Consider the following 18,247-nt stretch of genomic DNA (forward strand, 5'->3'; position numbering starts at 1 on the left):
AGTGAGAGGCTGGCAGTTATTTTTAGTTATCATTACAGACAGTCACAATAAAACTGAAAAGTTATTTTTTTATGACTTTCATAACTTCCTTCATCCAGCTTCCAGCATCCAGCTATTTAACCTTTAAATTCAATAACATGATCAAGATAAACGGTCACTGGTACAGCAGTACCGAAGTAAAAGAAGCCCTTGAAAAGAAAGGCTACACGATAATCACCCTGGAAATAAGTACAGAACGCAGGGATTACCCTCAGTATGAGACTTATGCACTGATGAACAGGGAAGATCCCACCGTTTTAAACACCTTAAAAAGTGTGGCCCTAAAGGAGTTCCAAAAGAGACCTCCGTTACTCTAAATACCAAAAGCTATGGGCATCCATAGCTTTTTTTGTGGCCGAAAATCGCCTTGACTTGTACAAAAAGACCCTTTAATTTTGCCTTATGTCTTACAACAATAAAAATTACATCAAACGTGCCCGGTACATTATAAGTGTTTATAATGCACACAAGCACGCTGATGTTCCCGATACCAAAATCGTAAGGCATACGTTCCCCAAATACAACATTCATCTCTCCTACAGGCAGTGGATGAACATCAAAGGAATGGTGATTCCCAAAGAGGAAACCCAGCTTACCTTATTTTAGTTCACGCCTATTACTGAAAAATGATAACGCTCTATTTCAGCCTTTGTTTCCTCCGGACTTGCTGACAAGTCTTCGTACTGCGTCGTAAAGATCAGTTCTCTTACTTTAAATCCTGCATGCTGTCTGCTTGTGCTTTTCACCATCGTTCTTGAAAAGGGTGAGAAATAATCCTTACTCCAGCCCTGAAGCGCTTGATACAGTTTCTGCTCGATTCTTAAAAAATCAAACCCTTTTTTTCTTTCTTCAACCGGAATCCCGTGCCATGTCGGAAATACATCATTCGACACAAGCTGGAAAGATACCGGAACATTTCCCAGTTGTCTGTTTGCCGACATATCGGAATATGATGCTTCCGGGAAATCCACATCATACATGGCTTCCGGAAAATCAATAAAGAGAGCCGGATAAGTTACCGTCCCCTGTGCTCCATTGGCAAGCTGTCCCATCTGCTGATCGATATGCTGAATCTCCGGAACCTCCTGGGCAATTCTTTCCTGAAGGTCTAATAATAACTGTACATAAAAATATTCTTCCATAAGTAGTAAATTATAGTTTATCAAATTAGTTTCTGTTATGGAATAGTTTCATTTAAACAGGCTTATTTTCTTCCCGTCTACACTATTTCACAGTACAAAATTGAGCTTTAAACAGGGCATTTGAAAAAAGGTGTGCAATCCTTGCGCTCTTATTTTCAAACCGTTGCAGGATGTTAGAAATTTGTACTCACAAAACAAACACAACACTCAATTATTAATATGGATTCACTATCTGCAACCGCATTAAAAGTCGCCATTACCCAAATAGGACAAGAGGAAAAACCTCAGGGATCAAATTGGGGAATCCCTGTTAAAACCTATCTGGCCTCAGTGGGAATCAATTTCCCGGCAAGCTGGTGTATGGCTTTTGTCTACTGGTGTTTCAATGAAGCTGCAAGGCAGAATAAAACCACCAATACAGCCATAAGAACAGGCGGAGTTTTATACGCATGGAATAACGCTCCCAGAGAAAAAAAATCCTCAAAACCCTCTGTTGGATCTGTATTCATCATGGACTTTGGAAAAGGTCTTGGCCACACAGGTTTCGTTGAAAAGTTCGATTCCCAGTACATCTATACCATAGAAGGAAATACAAATGACAACGGAAGCCGCGAAGGCATCAAGGTATGCAGAAGAAAAAGAGCTTTAACATCCATCAAAGGATATATACAATATTAGAATTAAAATGAAACAATTCATGTTCTTCATATCGTTATTTTTTGTTTCGCTGGTTCAGGTTTCCTGCTTTAACAGGAAGCCTCAGGAACCGGTGATCATCGAAAACACGAAAGAAGTGGTGACCGTGGTTAAAGACACCATTTTCAGAACAGAAGCAGACAGCACCTATTATCACGCTCTGATAGAATGCATCAACGGAAAACCGGTTCTGAAAGAATCTGAATTCAATAAAGATATCAGCCGTAACGGAAATACCCCCGGAAGCGGCCTGCTGACACCGAAAGTATCGGTAATTGACGGAAAACTATCGGTAGAATGCTATAAACAGGCACAAGAGTCATTTAAAACATGGCGGGAAACCTATATCAAAGAACACGAGAAAACACCAATTTACATTGAAAAACCTATATACAAAGAAAAGGCTTTGTCATGGTTTCAGGAAACACAGCTATGGCTCGGAAGAATCTTTCTTGGTGTACTCGCCCTGTTCGCTCTTGTCCTCATCATCAGATGGAAAAAGATCATATAAACACCATTTAAAAATAAAAAATGAACAGAAAAGGGATTTCTGATTCAAAAATATGTACAACAACTTTTTAAAAAATAAGTAAAAAATGTCACAAGGAAATGGAACACCAAAAGTAAAAGCGAATGTGGCTTCAGGCAACTTACTTCGTCAGATTCAGGTAATCGACGGCGTTGCAGGAATCGTGGGAACAGCCAGCAAAGATGCCAATATTGGTAAAGTGCAGACTGTTTACTCACCAGAAGACGCTAAAACAAAAGGGTACACTGAGCAGGACGAACCGTTCTTGTTTCAGGCAATCAATGAATTTTATCAGGAGCTTGGGGGAAGCCAGGAGCTGTGGATCTTAGGAACTCCGGCTGCAACAACAATGGAAACTGCCCTTAGCAGCACTAACGAATCAGGAGTGAAAAAACTTCTTACCGCCTCCAATGGTAGAGTAAACTTAGTAGGAGTTTGCAGAAAGCCGGATGCAGCTTACGTCTCTCCTGCAGGCTTTTTAGACAAAGACGTTGAGAAAGCGTTATTAGCTTCCAAAACATTAGCTCAGTACCAGCAGTCCATCAACAGACCGGTAAGAATTTTAATCGAAGGTAGAGTAAATGATGCTTCTCTTGAATCTTCTTTTGAGCCGAAATCTGCTGACAATACGTTTGCGGGGGTTGTTCTTGGAGGATCAAGAAAAGACGGCTCTGCATCTGTAGCACTAGTTCTGGCAAGAGCCTGTAAATATCCGGCTCACGTAAAGATCGGAGACGGACAAAACGGAGCACTAAGCATTACCGAAGCGTATATCGGAGAAGACAAAGTAGATGAGATCCCGGTTGAAAAACTGGACAAATTCACCGATGCAGGTTTCATCACTTTCCACACCAGAGAAGGAGCTGCAGGTTATTATTTCAGCGTAGATAAAATGGCTGGTTCAGATGACTTCAGAACACTGGTTCACGGAAGACTGATTGACAAAGCACAGAGAATCTCTACTGCTACAGACACCCCGTTCCTGGAATCTTCCATCAGAATGGCTGCAGACGGAAAACTGAATGAAGCAGATGCTGTTTACCTGGAAGAACTTACAAGAGCCCAGCTATTGAACAACATGGCAGGACAGATCAGCGGAGCGGAAGTATTGGTCCCTTTAGATCAGGATTTAATCAACACAAACACCCTTGAAAAACAGATTCAGATCCAGCCGTTAGGCTATATGACCTGGATTGTACTGAATATGGGTTTAACAAAAACAATTTAATTTAAAACATGGCTAATATAAATATTACATCATCAGAATGCGCATGGGCTCATTTTGAAGTGAAAGTGTTATCAAAAGTAATTAAAGGACTTAGAGGTTTCAGTACAAAAAAAACTGTTGAATCCGAGCATATCTACGGTTCAGGGAACGAGCCTATTGATATTTCAAAAGGGAATACCAAATACGAAGGAAACATCAAGCTTTTAGGTTTTGAAGCCGATGCATTGAACAAAGCTGCAAGAGAGGCTGGATACGATGATATCACTGAGGTTCCTCACGAACTTATCGTGATCACAATTTCTTACAAGAAAAAAGCTTCTGACAAAGGAACAACCATTGTTACTTCAGGAGTTCAGTTCACAGAAGACGGTTTCGAAATGGAGCAAGGGGCTAAAAACAGAGAGGTTACCCTTCCGTACATCGCAATGAGCAGAAGAATTGTATAATCAATAAAACAAAATAAAATGGCAAACGAAAAATTACAGGAAATTTTCAATAACAGAAAATCTAAAGAAGAAAAAAAGACCCAGGAAACCAAGAAAAGTGTAGTAAAAGACCTTAGCCCTTTTGAGGCAAGATACACTGCTAAAAAGCTTGATGAGTGGAAAAAAGAGTATGGCAACAGAGACCTTATTTATCTGAAGGTGGATGACTTCCTTGCGGTTCTCAGACCTCCTAAAGCAGATGACCTGGGCGATTATCTTACGGCTATCGGTTCCAACGGAATGAGTAAAGCCGTAGCGATGATCGTAGAACAGCTTTGGATTGAAGGAGATTATCAGCTGATTGAAGATGAAGACTGCTTCATCGCCGTGTTCTTACAGATGAATAACATTCTGGAGAGCAAGAAAGCCGACTTTTTTCGCGCTTAGTGAAGCCGGTCGGAATTCATTCTCTGATAAAAAGACCGAAGGAATAGAGTTCCTGATTGTTTTTGGAAGTATGCAGTTTGGAGCCGATGCATTAAAGAATTGGGGTGATGAAAAGTTTTTCTATCGCACCGGAATAGCCTTAGAAATTTGGAAAAAACAAGGCGAAAGAAAATTTTAAATTATGAGTGAAAACAACATTGCGTCACAGGCTAATTTTATTGCACAAATAAGTAGCTTTTTAAGAACCAGTGATTTGGTAAATGGCTATAAACAGCTGAGAGATGATATCGATAAAGGGCTGGAAATATTAGGTGATAATATTTTAACAACCATGCGTAGTATACCATCAAAAATTAAAAGCCTTCCAGGCAATATATTTGATGGAATCAAAGATATATACGGAACTGTTAAAGACTCCATAAAATCAAACTACAACAGATTTAGAGAGTATATGAAAATAAAGCTGGGAGTACCGGGTGCATCAGCGCCGGTAGCTGCACCAGCTTCTGCACCAGATGCACCACAAAGTGGCGGAGGCGGAGGTTTCCTCAGCGGTGCAATGGGAGCCTTGGGAGGCGGGCTTAAACTTGTGGGTGATGCCGCATTAAATCTTCTCAAAAGTGGAGCTTCTGCTGCAATTTCAGGCGCTATGCAAAAAGAAAAAGACATTGCCGGGCTTTCGGGGCTTCTGGGAAAAGGAGGCGCTACCGCTGCTTATAAAAATATCAACTCCGATTCTAATAATACGGCATACGATATGACAACATTATTAGAAGCCAACAAAGCCCTTATTTCCGTAGACGGAGATGCTAAACGTGCCAGAGAGGAAGTAATGAACCTTGCTAACGCCGTAAGTGCTGCAGGCGGCAGTGGTAGTGAACTTCTGAGCCTTTCTGAACAGATGAAAGAAATCAAAAGTGAAGGAGTAGCATCCAGCGACCAGCTTAAAAAGTTCGGAGCAGCGGGTATTGATATATACGGAGCGTTATCATCTTCCACAGGTAAAAGCATTGAGCAGCTGAAAGGGATGAATATCACCTATGATATGCTGGCAAAATCACTTTCTGACGCCAAAGGTAAAGGAGGAATGTTCGAAGGCGGCCTTGAAGGCCAGAGCAATACGGTAGAAGGAAAATTAGACATGATCAAAAAAACGTCTACCAGCATGCTTACAGAAATCGGAACCGCTTTCATGCCTCTCATATCAAGCGTACTGGATATAGGTGTTAAACTGGTGAAAGGTTTTGAACCTTTAATGACATTAGTACAACCCTACATTGACACTATCGTGGGAAGTCTGAGCTCAGCTCTGGATTTTATCTTAAATCTGGGAGGAGAAACCAATGCATGGGGTGGCTTTGTAACCACAATTCAGGAATATTTTTCTATTGTCTGGAATACTTTAGGAAGCATTTTTGGTGCCGTTTGGAGTATTGTAAGCGGAATCATTGACTGGATCTCGAAAAGTGTACTGATCAGCGATATTTTTACAGGAGTTTACAAAGTCCTGGGAGCTGTTTTAACCATGGTTGGATGGCTTGCAGATGGGATAAAATTCATTTGGGAAAATGTGCTGAGACCTATTCTGGATGCAATTGAAACAGCTTACCGATGGGTTAGAAAAATTGTTGGAGGAGAAGAGGTTGCCATAGAGCCCAAAGTTACAGTTACCTCTCCAAAAGATCTGACTAAAGATCTTAAAGCCCAGCAGACTGCATTAAATTTCGCCAAGCCAGGCGCAACAGATCTCACAGCAAGGAGCAGGCCGACAGCAATTAGCCAGGGAGAATCCATGAGAACCAATAATGCCGCCAAATCCAGGGAAACCGGAGACACTGTTTCCGGCGGAGGCCAGAAAACCATCAATATCACCCTGGGTAAATTCTTCGATACCATTCAGTTCAATACCCTGAATTCCGGAGAAACATCAGATCAGTTAGAAAGTATAGTAATGGAATGCCTGGGACGTGTTCTATATAACGGAGCAAAAGTAATGTAAGATGCAGACAGTTTTTGATTTACAAAATTTATATAAATCCTATTTTTCAAGAACACCTTTCAGTCTTCCGGGATCAGGAGAGGATGTTACAAGAGACTTCAGGAACCTTGGATCTTCACAAAATAAAAACAGAGGAGAGATCCATTCCAGCAGGAAAGAAATTGCCTTTAATAAAGTGGGAGCATATGGTCAGGACATCTGGTTTCCCGCTGAATTCAGAATCAATGGAAATACCAGTGACTCCCTGACGATAGACGCCTGTACCATTGCGGTAAACCTCAGCAAAACCATTGTGAAGACTGCCGTAAGCGAAAGAAAAGGAACCGTAAAGGAAATGTTTAATGTTGATGATTACAAATTCACCATCAGAGGCTTTCTGATTGATAAAAACAGGAAAGTTCCTGAAGGTGATATTGAGAAGCTTAAGAACATCTTTGAAACAGACCTTCCGGTAACCCTTCACGGAGGATATCCGGAAATGTTTCTGGACAAAAGCTGCCGTGTGGCGATTACCTCTCTGGAATTCCTGGAAACACAGGGAAAAACGCATTGGATAAGACCGTTTAACCTTACCTGCGAGAGTGATTTTATTGCAGATGTAAAAGACTTAGAAGTACCACAGAAAAATGCTAACACTAACCAGTAACATCTCTATCGGAGATGAAAAAAATGTAAAAGCCAGCAAGGTAACCTGGAAAAGCGAAGTAGGATCTTTTATTGACTCATGCACTATTGAACTTCCCAGAATCAGCTACCTCAAAACAGATAAAGTACAGACCCAGGACCTCAACAAAGAGCGTACAAGCAGTGAGAGAATGGGCTATACTTTTAAGGAGGGGAATAAAGTAAGTGTCGAATTAGGCTACAACAATCTCAATAAAAAACGCTTTGAGGGCTTTGTGAAGAGAGTCAACATGGGAATCCCCGTGAAAATAGAATGTGAAGGGTATGGCTACCAGCTGTACGAGGTTATGTTTAACAAATCCTACTCTTCCGTAACTGTTAAAAAGCTTCTGGAGGAACTTACCCAGGGAACGGACATCATTGTTTCTAAAGAGATACCGGATATACCGCTGAAGAACGTGAGGTTCAAAAATGTCAACGGAATTAAAGTTCTGGAATGGCTGAAAGACGAATGCAAGCTCGCTGTCTATTTCAACATGAACGAAATTTTCGCAGGAACCCTTTACGGGAAAGTACAGGACAGGATAAAAGCAAGAATAGGCTGGAATACGGTAAAAGACGATGAATTCCAACAAAAGAAAGTTGATAAAAGTACCCAGATTGTCATTAAAGAAAAAAATGACAAAGGAGAAGTAAACAAGACGAAATCTGACCAGAAAGCATCCAACGAAAAAAGCTTAAAAGTAAAAGCCGGAATTCCTGCCCAGTTTTTAAAGCAGATCGCCAACCGTTTACAGACCAAGGAAAACTATAAAGGCTATGAAGGAAACATCACCCTCTTTCTGGAACCTTATGCCGTAAAAGGAATGGTCCTGGAACTTGAAGGAGGAATGTATCCTGACAAAACCGGTGAGTATTTTATTGAAAGCGTAAGCGGTGAATTTGGAGCTTCAGGGGGAAGACAAACGGTAACATTAGGATTTTTAATGCAGAAATAATGGCAACACCAGAATATATAAGAGAAGGTTTAAGACAGATCGCAAGCTCACACGCCCCTGCGGTAAGCAATATCGCACAGGTAAAATCTGTAGACGAAGGAAAAGCAATATGCATTCTGATGGATGAAGATGGCCAGGAATATCTGGATGTAAGGCTCCGTCCGGTACTTACCGGCAACAAAAGCTTTATCCAGATCCCCAAAGTAGGAAGTTATGTGTTGGCGGTAAGAGTGGAAGATGATGACGATTGGATGGTGATTGCCTGCGATGTAGTAGAAAAGTTCTACTGGAAAACAGAATCAGCCAACCTTGAGCTGAGTGATAAAATCCATATGGAAGCCAACGGAAAAAATTTCGCCAGACTGGTGGATCAGCTCTTTGATGCCATCCGGGATATGAAGTTTACCACCAACTACGGCCCTACCATCAACCTGATCAACCTTGCGGATTTTGAAAACCTTAGAAATGAATTTAAATCCCTTTTAAAATGAGTTTAAGCGCAGCAGAACCAATACTCATCAGCGAACTGCTCAGCATTATGGAAGATGAGGCCGCTGAACAGAATGATGCAGGAGCATCAAGAACCAGAATTGCTGAAGCCATGGCCAAAGCAATAAGAAAATTTGTAGAAGCCGGACAGGTGAAAGTAATCGTAAACACAACGGGAACAGCCACCGCCCAAACCGGTACAGGAACAGGAAACATAACATAATATGCCAGTAGATATTCTTTTAGATGAAAATTTTGAACTGCAGTTTGCAGATGGAGACTTCGCTTTTGGTGAAAGCACGTATGAACACCAGAAAACCCTGCTTTTAGCAGACAAAGGAGAAATTAAGCTTTTCCCTAAAAACGGAGTCGGGGCAAGAAAATACCTGGAACATGCAGCGCCTGATGAACTGGCCAGAGAAATCCGCCAGGAATTCTTCGCAGACGGCATGAATGTACAGAAGATAAAAATTGATGAAAACCTTGAAATAGATATAGAAGCAGATTATGGAGATTAAAGTATTAAACAGGCAGTCAATTTTAGATATCTCAATACAGTACACAGGAGATGTTCAGAAATGTTTTGATATTGCCATTGCCAACGGAAAAGCCGTTTCCGACCTTCTGGCGTCCGGAACCAAGCTTATTATTCCGGACGAATTAGAAAAAAATATTGATGTAACCAGCTATTACACATCAAGAATGATAAAGCCCGCAACAGGGACAACACTAGAACAGGAAAACCAGTTCCCGTCCTTGAAAGGAATTGGTTACATGCAAATAGGAAACACCTTTAAAGTAAGTTAAGATGAATAAAACACTTCAGGAAATAATTAATCAGATTTTACAGCTTAAAAATGAAAATCCGGGTCTGCAGAGCCTCAATACTTCCTCCAGAACCTCTTTCTGGACCAAAATATTTGAAACGGTAGGTTTTGTGATCTGGAATTTTCAGGAAGCCTGTAAACTTCACCTAAAAGAAATTGAGACCCTGATCAAGGAACAGAAAGTTCCCACATTAAGATGGTACAGGAACCAGGCCCTGAGATTTCAATATGGCTTCAGCCTGCTTCCGGACAGCGATCAGTTCTCCCCTACTTATGAGAATGCCAGTGGAAACGATGTTGTGGCTACCCAGGAAGAAATTGATCAGTCAAAAGTAATCAAATATGTAGCCGTAACCAAGGCTCCCAACAGCTCCAAGATCTCCATGAAAATTGCCACCGAAGAGAATGAAGAAATCGTTCCGGTAAACAACCAGATCAAAGAAGCTTTCACAGCCTATATCGAGGAAATTCAGGCTGCCGGAGACAATATTGTTATTGTAAACTACAAACCCGATATCTTGAAACTGCAGTTTAAAATCTGCTATAATCCGGGCGTTCTTCTGCAGAACGGGATGAGTATCCGGACCTCCAGATTTCCGGTTCAGGATGCTATTAAAAGGTTTTTAAAGAATCTTCCCTTCAATGGAGAATTGAGTGTTCAGAAGCTTGAAGCCGCAATTCTGGCCGTGGAAGGTGTAACAGACCTCCTAAACAAAGAAGTCTCAAGCAGATGGATAGAAGCCGGAGCACCGGGATACGGAAATTTCCAGCCGATAGAAATCAGCAGGATTCCAAGCTCAGGAAGCTTTACTTTAAAAGATCCGGACACCGGGCAGGAAGACTGGAGCGGTATTGAATATATTAATTATCAAGCACAGTAATATGAATGATAACCTATTTAATATCAATTTTAAAAGGCTTGCCAACTGGTGGCTTTTTACATTCTGGAGAACAAAATCGGTTTTAAACCTAATGTCTGTCTTAATCTTTTATATCGAAGAGCTTTATATAGAATTCGGAAGAGAGAGAAAGGATAATATCAGGAAAATGAAATATAACTATCAGAAATTTTCGCTTCAGAGTATTCTGAATTATAACCATGACCGGGCGGGAAACAGGATTAAAATTATAAAAGCAGTCCAGCATGATGGTGTTTATGTTTATACCGAAGGAGAGACCAATAATCTCAGTGTGAATGACCCTAAGAAAAAATGGCTTTTCGGAGATGAAAGACCCTTGTACCTCCGGACAGAAGCAGAACTGTACAGCGAGTATGATTTTATCGTAGAAATACCGGTAAATGCATCAGACCCGAATACCCCGTTAATGAATATAGACCAGCTGAAAGCAGATATAGACTTTTATAAGCTGCCTTCCAAGAGATATCAAATAAAAACAAAAGCATATTAATATGAAATATAATTTCAAATTTTTACAAACAGGCGGTGTGCCGTTAACCAATGACCTGATGGCTACCATTGAAGAGGCTTATGAGATCTTTGAAGCATTGGGAGATCTTGCAGGAGACAAAACAATTCTGTCTGGCTGCGATGTTATAGGCGCCAGTGTAAACCCGGGTATTGTAGCCATCGAAGGTAAACTCTATTATTTCGAAGGAGGTCTTTACTCTCCTACCGCTACCGTATATGTACACACAGAAAACATTTCGAAAATATTTGAAGACCAGTTTCCTAAAACGTTAATCGAAAAAAGAACGGTAAAATTCGGTACCGGTACCGTAAGCTATAACTGGTCTGAATTTGTAAAGCTGGAAACCCTTAAAAACATCCAGATTAAAGTCAATAACACCGCAACCCAGATTGATGTTTCCGCATTAACGGCCAGGATTGCAAAACTGGAACAGAAAACCGCACCTTTCATCAATGGAGGCATTGTCATAGCCTGGAGAAAACCTGTTTCCGAAATTCCTGCAGGATGGAAAGAATGTCTGGATTTCAGAGGAAAAACCATTGTAGGCTGGAATCCTGCCGAATCCGAATTCCAGAATCTGGGCGGTGAAGTCGGTTCAAAAACCCATACTCTTACCATTGAGCAGATGCCAAGACACTCGCATCAGCATTACTGGACCATAGGAAGCAAAGGAGCCAGCGGCACAGGAGGAACATTGGTAGATGGTTACAGAAATACCAGCGAAGTTGGTGGAAACCAGCCTCACAACAACATCCAGCCATCCAGAATCGCCATTTACATAGAACCGAACTTCCAGTAACTTAAACAACAGGAAGATGTTCAATAACAAAAATCATTTACAGACCATCTTTACCATCAATAAAAACCCTTTTGACTATATCATTAACTGAAACGCAATGAAAATACCTTTAAACCAAATATTCAGCTATTTTGAAACCGGAGACTTCCCTACCCAGGAACAGTTTCAGTCCGCATGGTCATCGTTTTGGCATAAAGATGACTCCATTCCTGCGGACAAAATCACCAACCTTACCAATACACTACAGAATAAAGTAGATAAATCCGTGTATGAACTGCATCTTTCCGATCCGGAAGCCCACGCAGCGGTTTTAGCTAAAAAAAATGCAGCCAATCTTTCCGATGCAGATAAAGAGGCATGGAAAGCAGCCTTGAATGTAGGGCAACTTCCGGACAATATTGCTACAGTAGACAATGATCCGCTTGTGGGGAATGTTTATACAAAATCTCAGTCCCGGGAACTCTTCATGATGATTGATGATTATGTAAACAATGACGGAAAGATTACCGCGGATAAACTTGAATCATTAGCTCTGACCAGGATTTTTAAAGCAAACGAATATACGTTACAGGACTTTATCAGTAACGCTCATCTCTATCAGTATGAGGAAAGTGATATTGTTGCAATTCCTTCTATAGGCGAAGAATATAGCCTGTATTTTTATATCGGCGGAGAAAAAACAGAGGCTAGCAACTATCTTCCTACAGGATTATCCAATATAACTGTAGGAATGGTAGAAGGATTACAGGAGGCTTTAAACACTAAAATGAACAAACCTACTGCCTCAGGAAACTATATTGCGTCCAATCTGGATGGAACGGTAACCTGGAAAGCAGTCAACCCCGCCTCCAACTACCTTCTGTACTGGAACGGAACCGATTTTAAAGAGTCAGGTGTTTTCCATAATGCCGGTAAACTTGGAATAGGATTAACAACCCCTGCTGAACAGTTGCACTTAACGGGAAGAGTGCGAAGTACAGGGTATATTTTGGAGGAAAATAATGAAACGGTAAATAATCAGATTACCACCTTCAACAGAAACCTTTTATTCACAAACAGTGTGGGAATCAAAAAGACCATTTTAACCAATGAGGATCTGCCGTCTGAATTTTTGAAATTACCTGCAAAACTCACCAAAGCTCAGAAAGAACAATTTGGAATCGATTGGAATAACCAATACTCCAACGGAAATCTGAATGTTTACGGAATCACTCCTCCTGTTATTAAAAATGATCATATTGTCAGATACTTTGTATTGCAGGGATTAAACCTCAATGTCAATCCGGCATTCACTTCCGTTAAATTCATACCAGTCGGAAATGCTATTGGAACAGGTGAAATTGAATGTTTAGGATTTCAGGCTTTTGCCAACGGATTATCGATGATTGTTTCGGTGTATGGTGATGCTCTACAGTCCGGCAATAAGTATAATCTGGTCATCAGAACAACTAACCCAACAATCCAGGTACATAGAACCACAGGCGTCATCAACGTTGTGGATACAATCAATAATATTGATCTCACTGGGCTTAAATGGGAAACCAGATCGTATACGCCAGGACAGGAAGGAAGTATATTTAACGTTAACGGAGGAGTATTCAACTATAATTCAAGCCCTAATAATAAAGCGTATGTTTATGAACCCAATGTTATTGTAGCAAGCGCTAAAAGTGATGTCGTTTTTGAAGCCAACACCAACTTCTATCTGGAAATGAATATGGCTCTTTCAACAGTAGCCGGACAAACCGTTAGTGATGTATATGATTTTTATGGTTACCTGGGGTTAATTCAAAAAAATATCCCTTTAACCTTAGCAGATAATTCATTTTTAAGAGTGATAAGCTCCAATTTCAGAAGTGGCGGTTATGAATCTGTATTGGTTTGGAATAATATTGCATCCCTTACTACCAAAATTGAACCGGGTGCGACAGTGATCAATGCCAATATTATTATCATGAGACAAGGAAATGTGTATACTCAGTTTGTAACAGTAGGCAGTACTTCCCTTATTCAGTCCGTTACCTCTACAACAGAAGCAGTTTCCTTATCACTGGTTGCTTCAAACAGCTCCAAACAAAAAACCATCAGCGGATCTGTTGCTCAGGCTTTTACATTTTAAGCAAAAAAATAAGATCATTATTCAATTATTAAAATTATGTCAATCCCATTAAATACTATATACAGCTATTTTGAAACCGGAGACTTCCCTACCCAGGAACAGTTCCAGGCTTCATGGTCATCATTCTGGCACAAAGATGAATCAATACCCACCAGTAAAATTACGGGTCTTGAAAATCTGTTACAAAATAAAGTAGACAAACCGCTATATGAACTTCACCTTTCAGATCCTGAAGCACATGCTTCATTTTTAGCGAAAAGAAACGCATCCAACCTTTCTGCATCAGACAAGCAGGCCTGGAAAGAAGCTTTAAACGTAGGGGAACTTCCCGAGAATGTTGCCACAGTAGACAGTGATCCTCTTATTGGAAACGTGTATACAAAGACCCAGTCAAAAGACCAGTTCATGATGATTGATGATTATGTAAACAGTGAAGGAAAAATTACCGCCGATAAACTGGAAGCACTGGCATTGACCAGGATCTTTAAAGCAGCAGAAGAGACCATTGATGACTTTATCTATAATTCTGATGCTTATCAGTATGAAGAAAGTGACATCGTTGCTATTCCTTACTACGTCGCAGTAGATCAAGACATTAATGGGGCTCCGGTCCCTGAGCCTAAATACACCCTGTATTTCTATATAGGCGGCGATAAAAAGAATGTTAACAACTATCTCAATACAGGAGTTTCTACAGTATCCATATCAATGGTAAAAGGATTGTCAGAGCGTTTAGACAGCAAAGTGGATAAACCGTTAACAGACGGTATTTACCATATTGAAAGAAGAGAGGGGGTCACTTCTACAGTACTTGCTACCGCTGAAACACTGGCATCAGTGATGAACCGTAACAATTATGCTCCCAAAGGAATTGCCTTCACTGAAGAAACAGACGGAACCGGGCAACCCGGTAAAGATGCCGTTTTAAGAGCCAACCCGGCAACCTATTCATTTTCCTTTGGGAATATCAATACGGCCCATACCGGAGTATACAATATTGCCATTGGGTATAATAATATGCCAGCCATTACTGATGGTTCATCCAACACGGCAATAGGGCATTTTGCGGCACAAGGTCTTACCTCAGGAGGAGCCAACGTTGCCCTGGGACTTGATTCAGCGAAAGGGCTTACCACCGGAGATGACAATACCTTAATAGGCGTATCGGCAGGATATGGTATTGAAGGCGGATCAGGAAATACCATGCTCGGAAAATGGACGGGATGTAATATCAAAGGAAACAACAATACCTTCCTGGGATACCAGGCCGGTCTGAACTGGGGTAAAGGAGGTAGCGGCAGATGGTCATCCAACATCGTCATCGGTGCCAATACAACAGGACATCCTATGGGAGTCTGGGGAGAAAACAGTATTATCATCGGGTCTAACCTGGAGCTGAACGGGCAGCAGTATAATAAATTTATTATCAACAACTTTACCGCAAAAGATAATAACTACTACAAAACCCACTTCATCGAAGGAAACTTTGCCGAAAGATGGCTGAGATTCGATACCAGCTTACAGGTACTGAGAATGCCTGCAGCAGATGCATCCTACACCAAAAATATCGTAGCAAGACCTGATGGTACCTTCGGAACAGAAGATAAAGTAGACAATGTTCCATTAAACGGCACACGTCTGGGGAAACCACTTAACGGCTCATTTGAATTTTCAAATGAATCCCTGGGGATGTTTTACTGTGGCCCTTCAGTGCTTAATATTAATGACGGGGCTATATCAATGGTCACCAATAATTCAAATGTTTTGGTTACCGCTTCTAAAGCCTCCATGTCAAATGGCTTCAAATCTATTGATATTGAAAGCAGTAATACTCACATTGATGTAAAATCTGATCTGAGGGGTCCCGGATTATTAGGAGCAGACTATTATGGTTATAACTATCAGCCCAACTCTTTTGTTCAGAAACAATGGGTGGAAGAGCAACTTCAATATGCCAATAAAAGACCCTACGAAGTATACACCGCATTTCTGAACTTTACCGAAGACGGAAGGTTTGACCCTTTATTCTTAGGTCTTGAGAATACAATCGGTGATATCGAGTGGAAACACGATTCAGAAGGCAGATATCTCGGAACCTTCAAAGAAGAACATTATGGAAACTGGTGGCTCGATAGTAAAATAAACAATTTTGACAAAGATCTTGTAAGCTGTCGTATCAAATCTTTAGATGCAAGAACCATTTCCCTGGATATTTTCAGAATGCTTGATTTCCGTCCAATAGAAATATCTGGAAATGTGGGCATCATAGAAATCCGCCTCTACCCCGGAGTAGACTAACAACAAATAAATAATATTATATGAAAGAAATACTAACCGAACATTTAAGCACCTTTTTAGGACTTCTGGCCACAGGCCTGGCAGGATTTGTTTTCGGAAAAAAGAAAATGAATGCTGAAGTCGCTGGAATGGATGCCGACAATGAAGGAAAAGAAATAGAAAACGCCGACAAACTGGTCAAGCTCTACAAAGATGCCCTTGACGATCTTGCCGGACGTTACGAAGTGAAATTTAAAGAATTTTCAAATCTGGCAGAGAGAAAAATCAAGCTGCTGGAAGAAGAAATAAACATACAGAAACGCATTAATGATCAGCTGAAAACTGAAAATGCCAAACTGAGAGCAAAACTTAAAGAAAATTGAATTATTAAAAATATCCTGTAATTTTTTTAGTAATTGCCATGAGACACCCGAAAGGGTGTTTTTTTGTTTATAAGCATAAAACAAACCTCTTTTCTCTGAAAAAACAGACATTTCGAAAACCCTTTCCGGCATCTGGTATTCCTGCCCGTAGAATCTCCAATTTCAAAACAAAGAAATAAAAAAGGATGAATCCTACAATTCACCCTTCCGCTTTTCATTTATTTTCTATTACTTTTTATCCAGCAAAGGCAGGTATTCCCCATAGCCTTTCTGTTCCATTTCAGCTTTTGGAATAAATTTCAATGAAGCACTGTTGATACAGTATCTAAGCCCCCCTTTATCAGCAGGACCATCCGTAAAAACATGTCCCAGGTGAGCATCCCCGGTTTTGCTCCTTACCTCTACCCTGTCCATCCCATGAGAGCGGTCTAACTTTTCATCAATCAGTTTTTTGGTGATGGGTTTTGAGAAGCTTGGCCATCCGCATCCGGATTCAAACTTATCCGTAGAAATAAATAAAGGTTCTCCGGTAGTAATATCCACATAAATGCCTTCACGGGTTTCGTTCCAGTACTCATTCTGGAAAGGTCTTTCCGTTCCGTTTTCCTGAGTTACATTATACTGTTCTGCGGTTAATTTTTCTTTCAAAACCTTTTTATCCTGCTTTTGGTATTTTGCTTTTGGAAGCGGATTGGCTTTTTTAGCCATTTCAAAAAGTCCCGGTTCAATATGGCAGTAACCTCCCGGATTTTTATCCAGATAATCCTGGTGGTAATCCTCTGCTCTGTAGAAATTTTTCAAAGGAATTGTTTCCACCAAAATAGGTTTACTGTAATTTTTAGCCAGCTTCTGAACCTCATTTTTTACTACGGTTTCATCAGCTTTATCGGTAAAGTAAATTCCGGTTCTGTATTGGTTTCCTCTGTCATTACCCTGTTGATCTTTACTTGTAGGATCAATGGTTTTAAAATATAAATCAATAAGCAGCTTCAAATCTACCTGCTCGGGATCATACTTTACTTTTACAGTTTCCGCAAAACCGGTGGTATGGCTTATCACTTCCTCATACGTAGGATTCTTGGTATTCCCGTTGGCATAGCCTACTTCCGTTCCCACTACCCCGCGGATCTGTTGAAAAAAGTGTTCTGTTCCCCAGAAACACCCGCCTGCAAAATAAATCTCTCTGACATTCTTATTATCCATAATTTCCTGATTTTCTTTTTCTTTCGTTGCTACTTTGGGCTGTCTGTTTTTAAAAAGCCCGGATCCTGCAGCAAAAGCTGCAACCCCCAGAATAACTCCGAGGACAATCAATATATTTTTCATTTTTTTCTTTTTTTCCATTTTACTTTTTATAGCTCATCAGCATCAGGCCAAATCCTAAAAGAACCAGATCTTTCAGAATAAAAAAATCCGTAACAGGAATTCCGTCTACTGTTTTCCATATACCCGGTGTGGTGAACAGATAGCTTAACGTAATAAGGAAAGTTACTGCCATTCCTATTCCGGCATACTTACGTAGAAATGCAAATTTCACACTAAACATCAATAATAAGGCAATGATAATTTCTATTATTCCGATAGTATCTGACACTGTCTGAACGCTTGTCATATCATATACGAAAAAAGTAAGAAAATGGTTTTCAACCAAAGGTTTGATAGCGGCTGCTTCTGTAGGAGTAAATTTAAATATCCCGATCCATAGCAATATAAGCGCTGACCCGAAAAGAGAAATATAATAACCTGTTCTATACGTTCCAGATTGACTGTTGAGTGATAATGTTCCGTTCATATT

23 protein-coding genes are annotated in these 18,247 nt (G+C 40.5%); 20 read left to right on the top strand and 3 right to left on the bottom strand.

The window, feature by feature from the left end; all coding sequences use genetic code 11:
* Positions 1–137: 137 nt before the first annotated feature.
* Both AOB46_RS03285 and AOB46_RS03290 read left to right on the top strand, forming a co-directional pair.
* The gene (locus tag AOB46_RS03285; protein WP_131724312.1) at positions 138–356 is read left to right on the top strand and encodes a hypothetical protein; all 219 of its coding nucleotides are present in this window, start codon (positions 138–140) and stop codon (positions 354–356) included.
* A gap of 85 nt (positions 357–441) precedes the next feature.
* Positions 442–645 (top strand): hypothetical protein, encoded by a 204-nt coding sequence (locus AOB46_RS03290; RefSeq protein ID WP_062696604.1) that lies wholly within the window; start codon positions 442–444, stop codon positions 643–645.
* On the opposite strand, the gene AOB46_RS03295 is transcribed toward AOB46_RS03290, so the two are convergent.
* Positions 642–1,181 (bottom strand): hypothetical protein, encoded by a 540-nt coding sequence (locus tag AOB46_RS03295; RefSeq protein ID WP_062696605.1) that lies wholly within the window; start codon positions 1,179–1,181, stop codon positions 642–644. The two genes, AOB46_RS03290 and AOB46_RS03295, sit on opposite strands and share 4 nt — an antisense overlap.
* 219 nt (positions 1,182–1,400) lie before the next feature.
* Here AOB46_RS03295 and AOB46_RS03300 point away from each other — a divergent pair, with 219 nt between their 5' ends.
* The 18 genes from AOB46_RS03300 to AOB46_RS03385 all read left to right on the top strand — a co-directional run bounded on the left by AOB46_RS03300 (position 1,401) and on the right by AOB46_RS03385 (position 16,452).
* Positions 1,401–1,859, top strand: coding sequence for a CHAP domain-containing protein (locus tag AOB46_RS03300; protein ID WP_062696606.1), 459 nt, complete (start codon positions 1,401–1,403; stop codon positions 1,857–1,859).
* Between the two features lie 19 nt (positions 1,860–1,878).
* A complete protein-coding gene (locus AOB46_RS03305) occupies positions 1,879–2,388 on the top strand; it encodes a hypothetical protein (protein WP_062696607.1) in 510 nt (169 codons plus the stop codon).
* Between the two features lie 85 nt (positions 2,389–2,473).
* Positions 2,474–3,634 carry a DUF2586 family protein gene (locus AOB46_RS03310; RefSeq protein WP_062696608.1) on the top strand — a complete coding sequence of 387 codons (1,161 nt, stop codon included), beginning with the start codon at positions 2,474–2,476 and terminating at the stop codon, positions 3,632–3,634.
* 8 nt (positions 3,635–3,642) lie between these two features.
* Positions 3,643–4,080, top strand: coding sequence for a hypothetical protein (locus tag AOB46_RS03315; protein WP_062696609.1), 438 nt, complete (start codon positions 3,643–3,645; stop codon positions 4,078–4,080).
* Between the two features lie 18 nt (positions 4,081–4,098).
* Positions 4,099–4,506 (top strand): hypothetical protein, encoded by a 408-nt coding sequence (locus AOB46_RS03320; protein ID WP_062696610.1) that lies wholly within the window; start codon positions 4,099–4,101, stop codon positions 4,504–4,506.
* Between the two features lie 181 nt (positions 4,507–4,687).
* On the top strand, positions 4,688–6,505 hold the full coding sequence (locus AOB46_RS03325) for a hypothetical protein (protein ID WP_062696611.1): 1,818 nt from the start codon (positions 4,688–4,690) through the stop codon (positions 6,503–6,505).
* A 1-nt stretch (position 6,506) separates the two neighbouring features.
* The gene (locus tag AOB46_RS03330) at positions 6,507–7,151 is read left to right on the top strand and encodes a DUF6046 domain-containing protein (protein WP_062696612.1); all 645 of its coding nucleotides are present in this window, start codon (positions 6,507–6,509) and stop codon (positions 7,149–7,151) included.
* Positions 7,132–8,127, top strand: a complete 996-nt coding sequence (locus AOB46_RS03335) for a hypothetical protein (RefSeq protein ID WP_062696613.1) — start codon at positions 7,132–7,134, stop codon at positions 8,125–8,127. Before AOB46_RS03330 ends, AOB46_RS03335 begins: the two co-directional genes overlap by 20 nt.
* Positions 8,127–8,618 carry a hypothetical protein gene (locus tag AOB46_RS03340; RefSeq protein ID WP_062696614.1) on the top strand — a complete coding sequence of 164 codons (492 nt, stop codon included), beginning with the start codon at positions 8,127–8,129 and terminating at the stop codon, positions 8,616–8,618. The genes AOB46_RS03335 and AOB46_RS03340 overlap by 1 nt, the downstream gene beginning before the upstream one ends.
* On the top strand, positions 8,615–8,839 hold the full coding sequence (locus tag AOB46_RS03345) for a hypothetical protein (protein ID WP_062696615.1): 225 nt from the start codon (positions 8,615–8,617) through the stop codon (positions 8,837–8,839). Before AOB46_RS03340 ends, AOB46_RS03345 begins: the two co-directional genes overlap by 4 nt.
* 1 nt (position 8,840) lies before the next feature.
* Positions 8,841–9,134, top strand: a complete 294-nt coding sequence (locus AOB46_RS03350; RefSeq protein WP_062696616.1) for a hypothetical protein — start codon at positions 8,841–8,843, stop codon at positions 9,132–9,134.
* On the top strand, positions 9,124–9,423 hold the full coding sequence (locus AOB46_RS03355; RefSeq protein ID WP_062696617.1) for a hypothetical protein: 300 nt from the start codon (positions 9,124–9,126) through the stop codon (positions 9,421–9,423). Before AOB46_RS03350 ends, AOB46_RS03355 begins: the two co-directional genes overlap by 11 nt.
* A 1-nt stretch (position 9,424) precedes the next feature.
* Positions 9,425–10,324 carry a hypothetical protein gene (locus AOB46_RS03360; protein WP_062696618.1) on the top strand — a complete coding sequence of 300 codons (900 nt, stop codon included), beginning with the start codon at positions 9,425–9,427 and terminating at the stop codon, positions 10,322–10,324.
* 1 nt (position 10,325) lies between these two features.
* A complete protein-coding gene (locus tag AOB46_RS03365; protein ID WP_062696619.1) occupies positions 10,326–10,853 on the top strand; it encodes a hypothetical protein in 528 nt (175 codons plus the stop codon).
* Position 10,854: 1 nt separating this feature from the next.
* The gene (locus AOB46_RS03370) at positions 10,855–11,673 is read left to right on the top strand and encodes a phage baseplate protein (protein WP_062696620.1); all 819 of its coding nucleotides are present in this window, start codon (positions 10,855–10,857) and stop codon (positions 11,671–11,673) included.
* Positions 11,674–11,770: 97 nt separating this feature from the next.
* Entirely contained in the window at positions 11,771–13,792 is a 2,022-nt protein-coding gene (locus AOB46_RS03375) for a hypothetical protein (RefSeq protein WP_062696621.1), read from the top strand.
* A 36-nt stretch (positions 13,793–13,828) separates the two neighbouring features.
* Entirely contained in the window at positions 13,829–16,090 is a 2,262-nt protein-coding gene (locus tag AOB46_RS03380) for a hypothetical protein (RefSeq protein ID WP_062696622.1), read from the top strand.
* A gap of 20 nt (positions 16,091–16,110) precedes the next feature.
* Complete coding sequence (locus AOB46_RS03385; RefSeq protein ID WP_062696623.1) at positions 16,111–16,452, top strand: LPXTG cell wall anchor domain-containing protein; 342 nt, start codon at positions 16,111–16,113, stop codon at positions 16,450–16,452.
* A 228-nt stretch (positions 16,453–16,680) separates the two neighbouring features.
* Here AOB46_RS03385 and msrB read toward each other — a convergent pair whose 3' ends face one another.
* Both msrB and AOB46_RS03395 read right to left on the bottom strand, forming a co-directional pair.
* Positions 16,681–17,778 (bottom strand): peptide-methionine (R)-S-oxide reductase MsrB, encoded by a 1,098-nt coding sequence (gene msrB / locus AOB46_RS03390; RefSeq protein WP_082377015.1) that lies wholly within the window; start codon positions 17,776–17,778, stop codon positions 16,681–16,683.
* 19 nt (positions 17,779–17,797) lie between these two features.
* Positions 17,798–18,244 carry a DUF417 family protein gene (locus AOB46_RS03395; protein ID WP_062696625.1) on the bottom strand — a complete coding sequence of 149 codons (447 nt, stop codon included), beginning with the start codon at positions 18,242–18,244 and terminating at the stop codon, positions 17,798–17,800.
* Positions 18,245–18,247 lie beyond the last annotated feature (3 nt).

Source organism: Chryseobacterium indologenes, assembly GCF_001295265.1.
Taxonomy (GTDB): Bacteria; Bacteroidota; Bacteroidia; order Flavobacteriales; family Weeksellaceae; genus Chryseobacterium; species Chryseobacterium indologenes_A.

What these genes read in the sequence shown, in the direction of transcription:
- AOB46_RS03285 (WP_131724312.1), top strand. Translation starts at nt 138, where the DNA reads ATGATCAAGATAAACGGTCACTGGTACAGCAGTACCGAAGTAAAAGAA.
- AOB46_RS03290 (WP_062696604.1), top strand. Translation starts at nt 442, where the DNA reads ATGTCTTACAACAATAAAAATTACATCAAACGTGCCCGGTACATTATA.
- AOB46_RS03295 (WP_062696605.1), bottom strand. Translation starts at nt 1,181, where the DNA reads ATGGAAGAATATTTTTATGTACAGTTATTATTAGACCTTCAGGAAAGA.
- AOB46_RS03300 (WP_062696606.1), top strand. Translation starts at nt 1,401, where the DNA reads ATGGATTCACTATCTGCAACCGCATTAAAAGTCGCCATTACCCAAATA.
- AOB46_RS03305 (WP_062696607.1), top strand. Translation starts at nt 1,879, where the DNA reads ATGTTCTTCATATCGTTATTTTTTGTTTCGCTGGTTCAGGTTTCCTGC.
- AOB46_RS03310 (WP_062696608.1), top strand. Translation starts at nt 2,474, where the DNA reads ATGTCACAAGGAAATGGAACACCAAAAGTAAAAGCGAATGTGGCTTCA.
- AOB46_RS03315 (WP_062696609.1), top strand. Translation starts at nt 3,643, where the DNA reads ATGGCTAATATAAATATTACATCATCAGAATGCGCATGGGCTCATTTT.
- AOB46_RS03320 (WP_062696610.1), top strand. Translation starts at nt 4,099, where the DNA reads ATGGCAAACGAAAAATTACAGGAAATTTTCAATAACAGAAAATCTAAA.
- AOB46_RS03325 (WP_062696611.1), top strand. Translation starts at nt 4,688, where the DNA reads ATGAGTGAAAACAACATTGCGTCACAGGCTAATTTTATTGCACAAATA.
- AOB46_RS03330 (WP_062696612.1), top strand. Translation starts at nt 6,507, where the DNA reads ATGCAGACAGTTTTTGATTTACAAAATTTATATAAATCCTATTTTTCA.
- AOB46_RS03335 (WP_062696613.1), top strand. Translation starts at nt 7,132, where the DNA reads ATGCTAACACTAACCAGTAACATCTCTATCGGAGATGAAAAAAATGTA.
- AOB46_RS03340 (WP_062696614.1), top strand. Translation starts at nt 8,127, where the DNA reads ATGGCAACACCAGAATATATAAGAGAAGGTTTAAGACAGATCGCAAGC.
- AOB46_RS03345 (WP_062696615.1), top strand. Translation starts at nt 8,615, where the DNA reads ATGAGTTTAAGCGCAGCAGAACCAATACTCATCAGCGAACTGCTCAGC.
- AOB46_RS03350 (WP_062696616.1), top strand. Translation starts at nt 8,841, where the DNA reads ATGCCAGTAGATATTCTTTTAGATGAAAATTTTGAACTGCAGTTTGCA.
- AOB46_RS03355 (WP_062696617.1), top strand. Translation starts at nt 9,124, where the DNA reads ATGGAGATTAAAGTATTAAACAGGCAGTCAATTTTAGATATCTCAATA.
- AOB46_RS03360 (WP_062696618.1), top strand. Translation starts at nt 9,425, where the DNA reads ATGAATAAAACACTTCAGGAAATAATTAATCAGATTTTACAGCTTAAA.
- AOB46_RS03365 (WP_062696619.1), top strand. Translation starts at nt 10,326, where the DNA reads ATGAATGATAACCTATTTAATATCAATTTTAAAAGGCTTGCCAACTGG.
- AOB46_RS03370 (WP_062696620.1), top strand. Translation starts at nt 10,855, where the DNA reads ATGAAATATAATTTCAAATTTTTACAAACAGGCGGTGTGCCGTTAACC.
- AOB46_RS03375 (WP_062696621.1), top strand. Translation starts at nt 11,771, where the DNA reads ATGAAAATACCTTTAAACCAAATATTCAGCTATTTTGAAACCGGAGAC.
- AOB46_RS03380 (WP_062696622.1), top strand. Translation starts at nt 13,829, where the DNA reads ATGTCAATCCCATTAAATACTATATACAGCTATTTTGAAACCGGAGAC.
- AOB46_RS03385 (WP_062696623.1), top strand. Translation starts at nt 16,111, where the DNA reads ATGAAAGAAATACTAACCGAACATTTAAGCACCTTTTTAGGACTTCTG.
- msrB (WP_082377015.1), bottom strand. Translation starts at nt 17,778, where the DNA reads ATGAAAAATATATTGATTGTCCTCGGAGTTATTCTGGGGGTTGCAGCT.
- AOB46_RS03395 (WP_062696625.1), bottom strand. Translation starts at nt 18,244, where the DNA reads ATGAACGGAACATTATCACTCAACAGTCAATCTGGAACGTATAGAACA.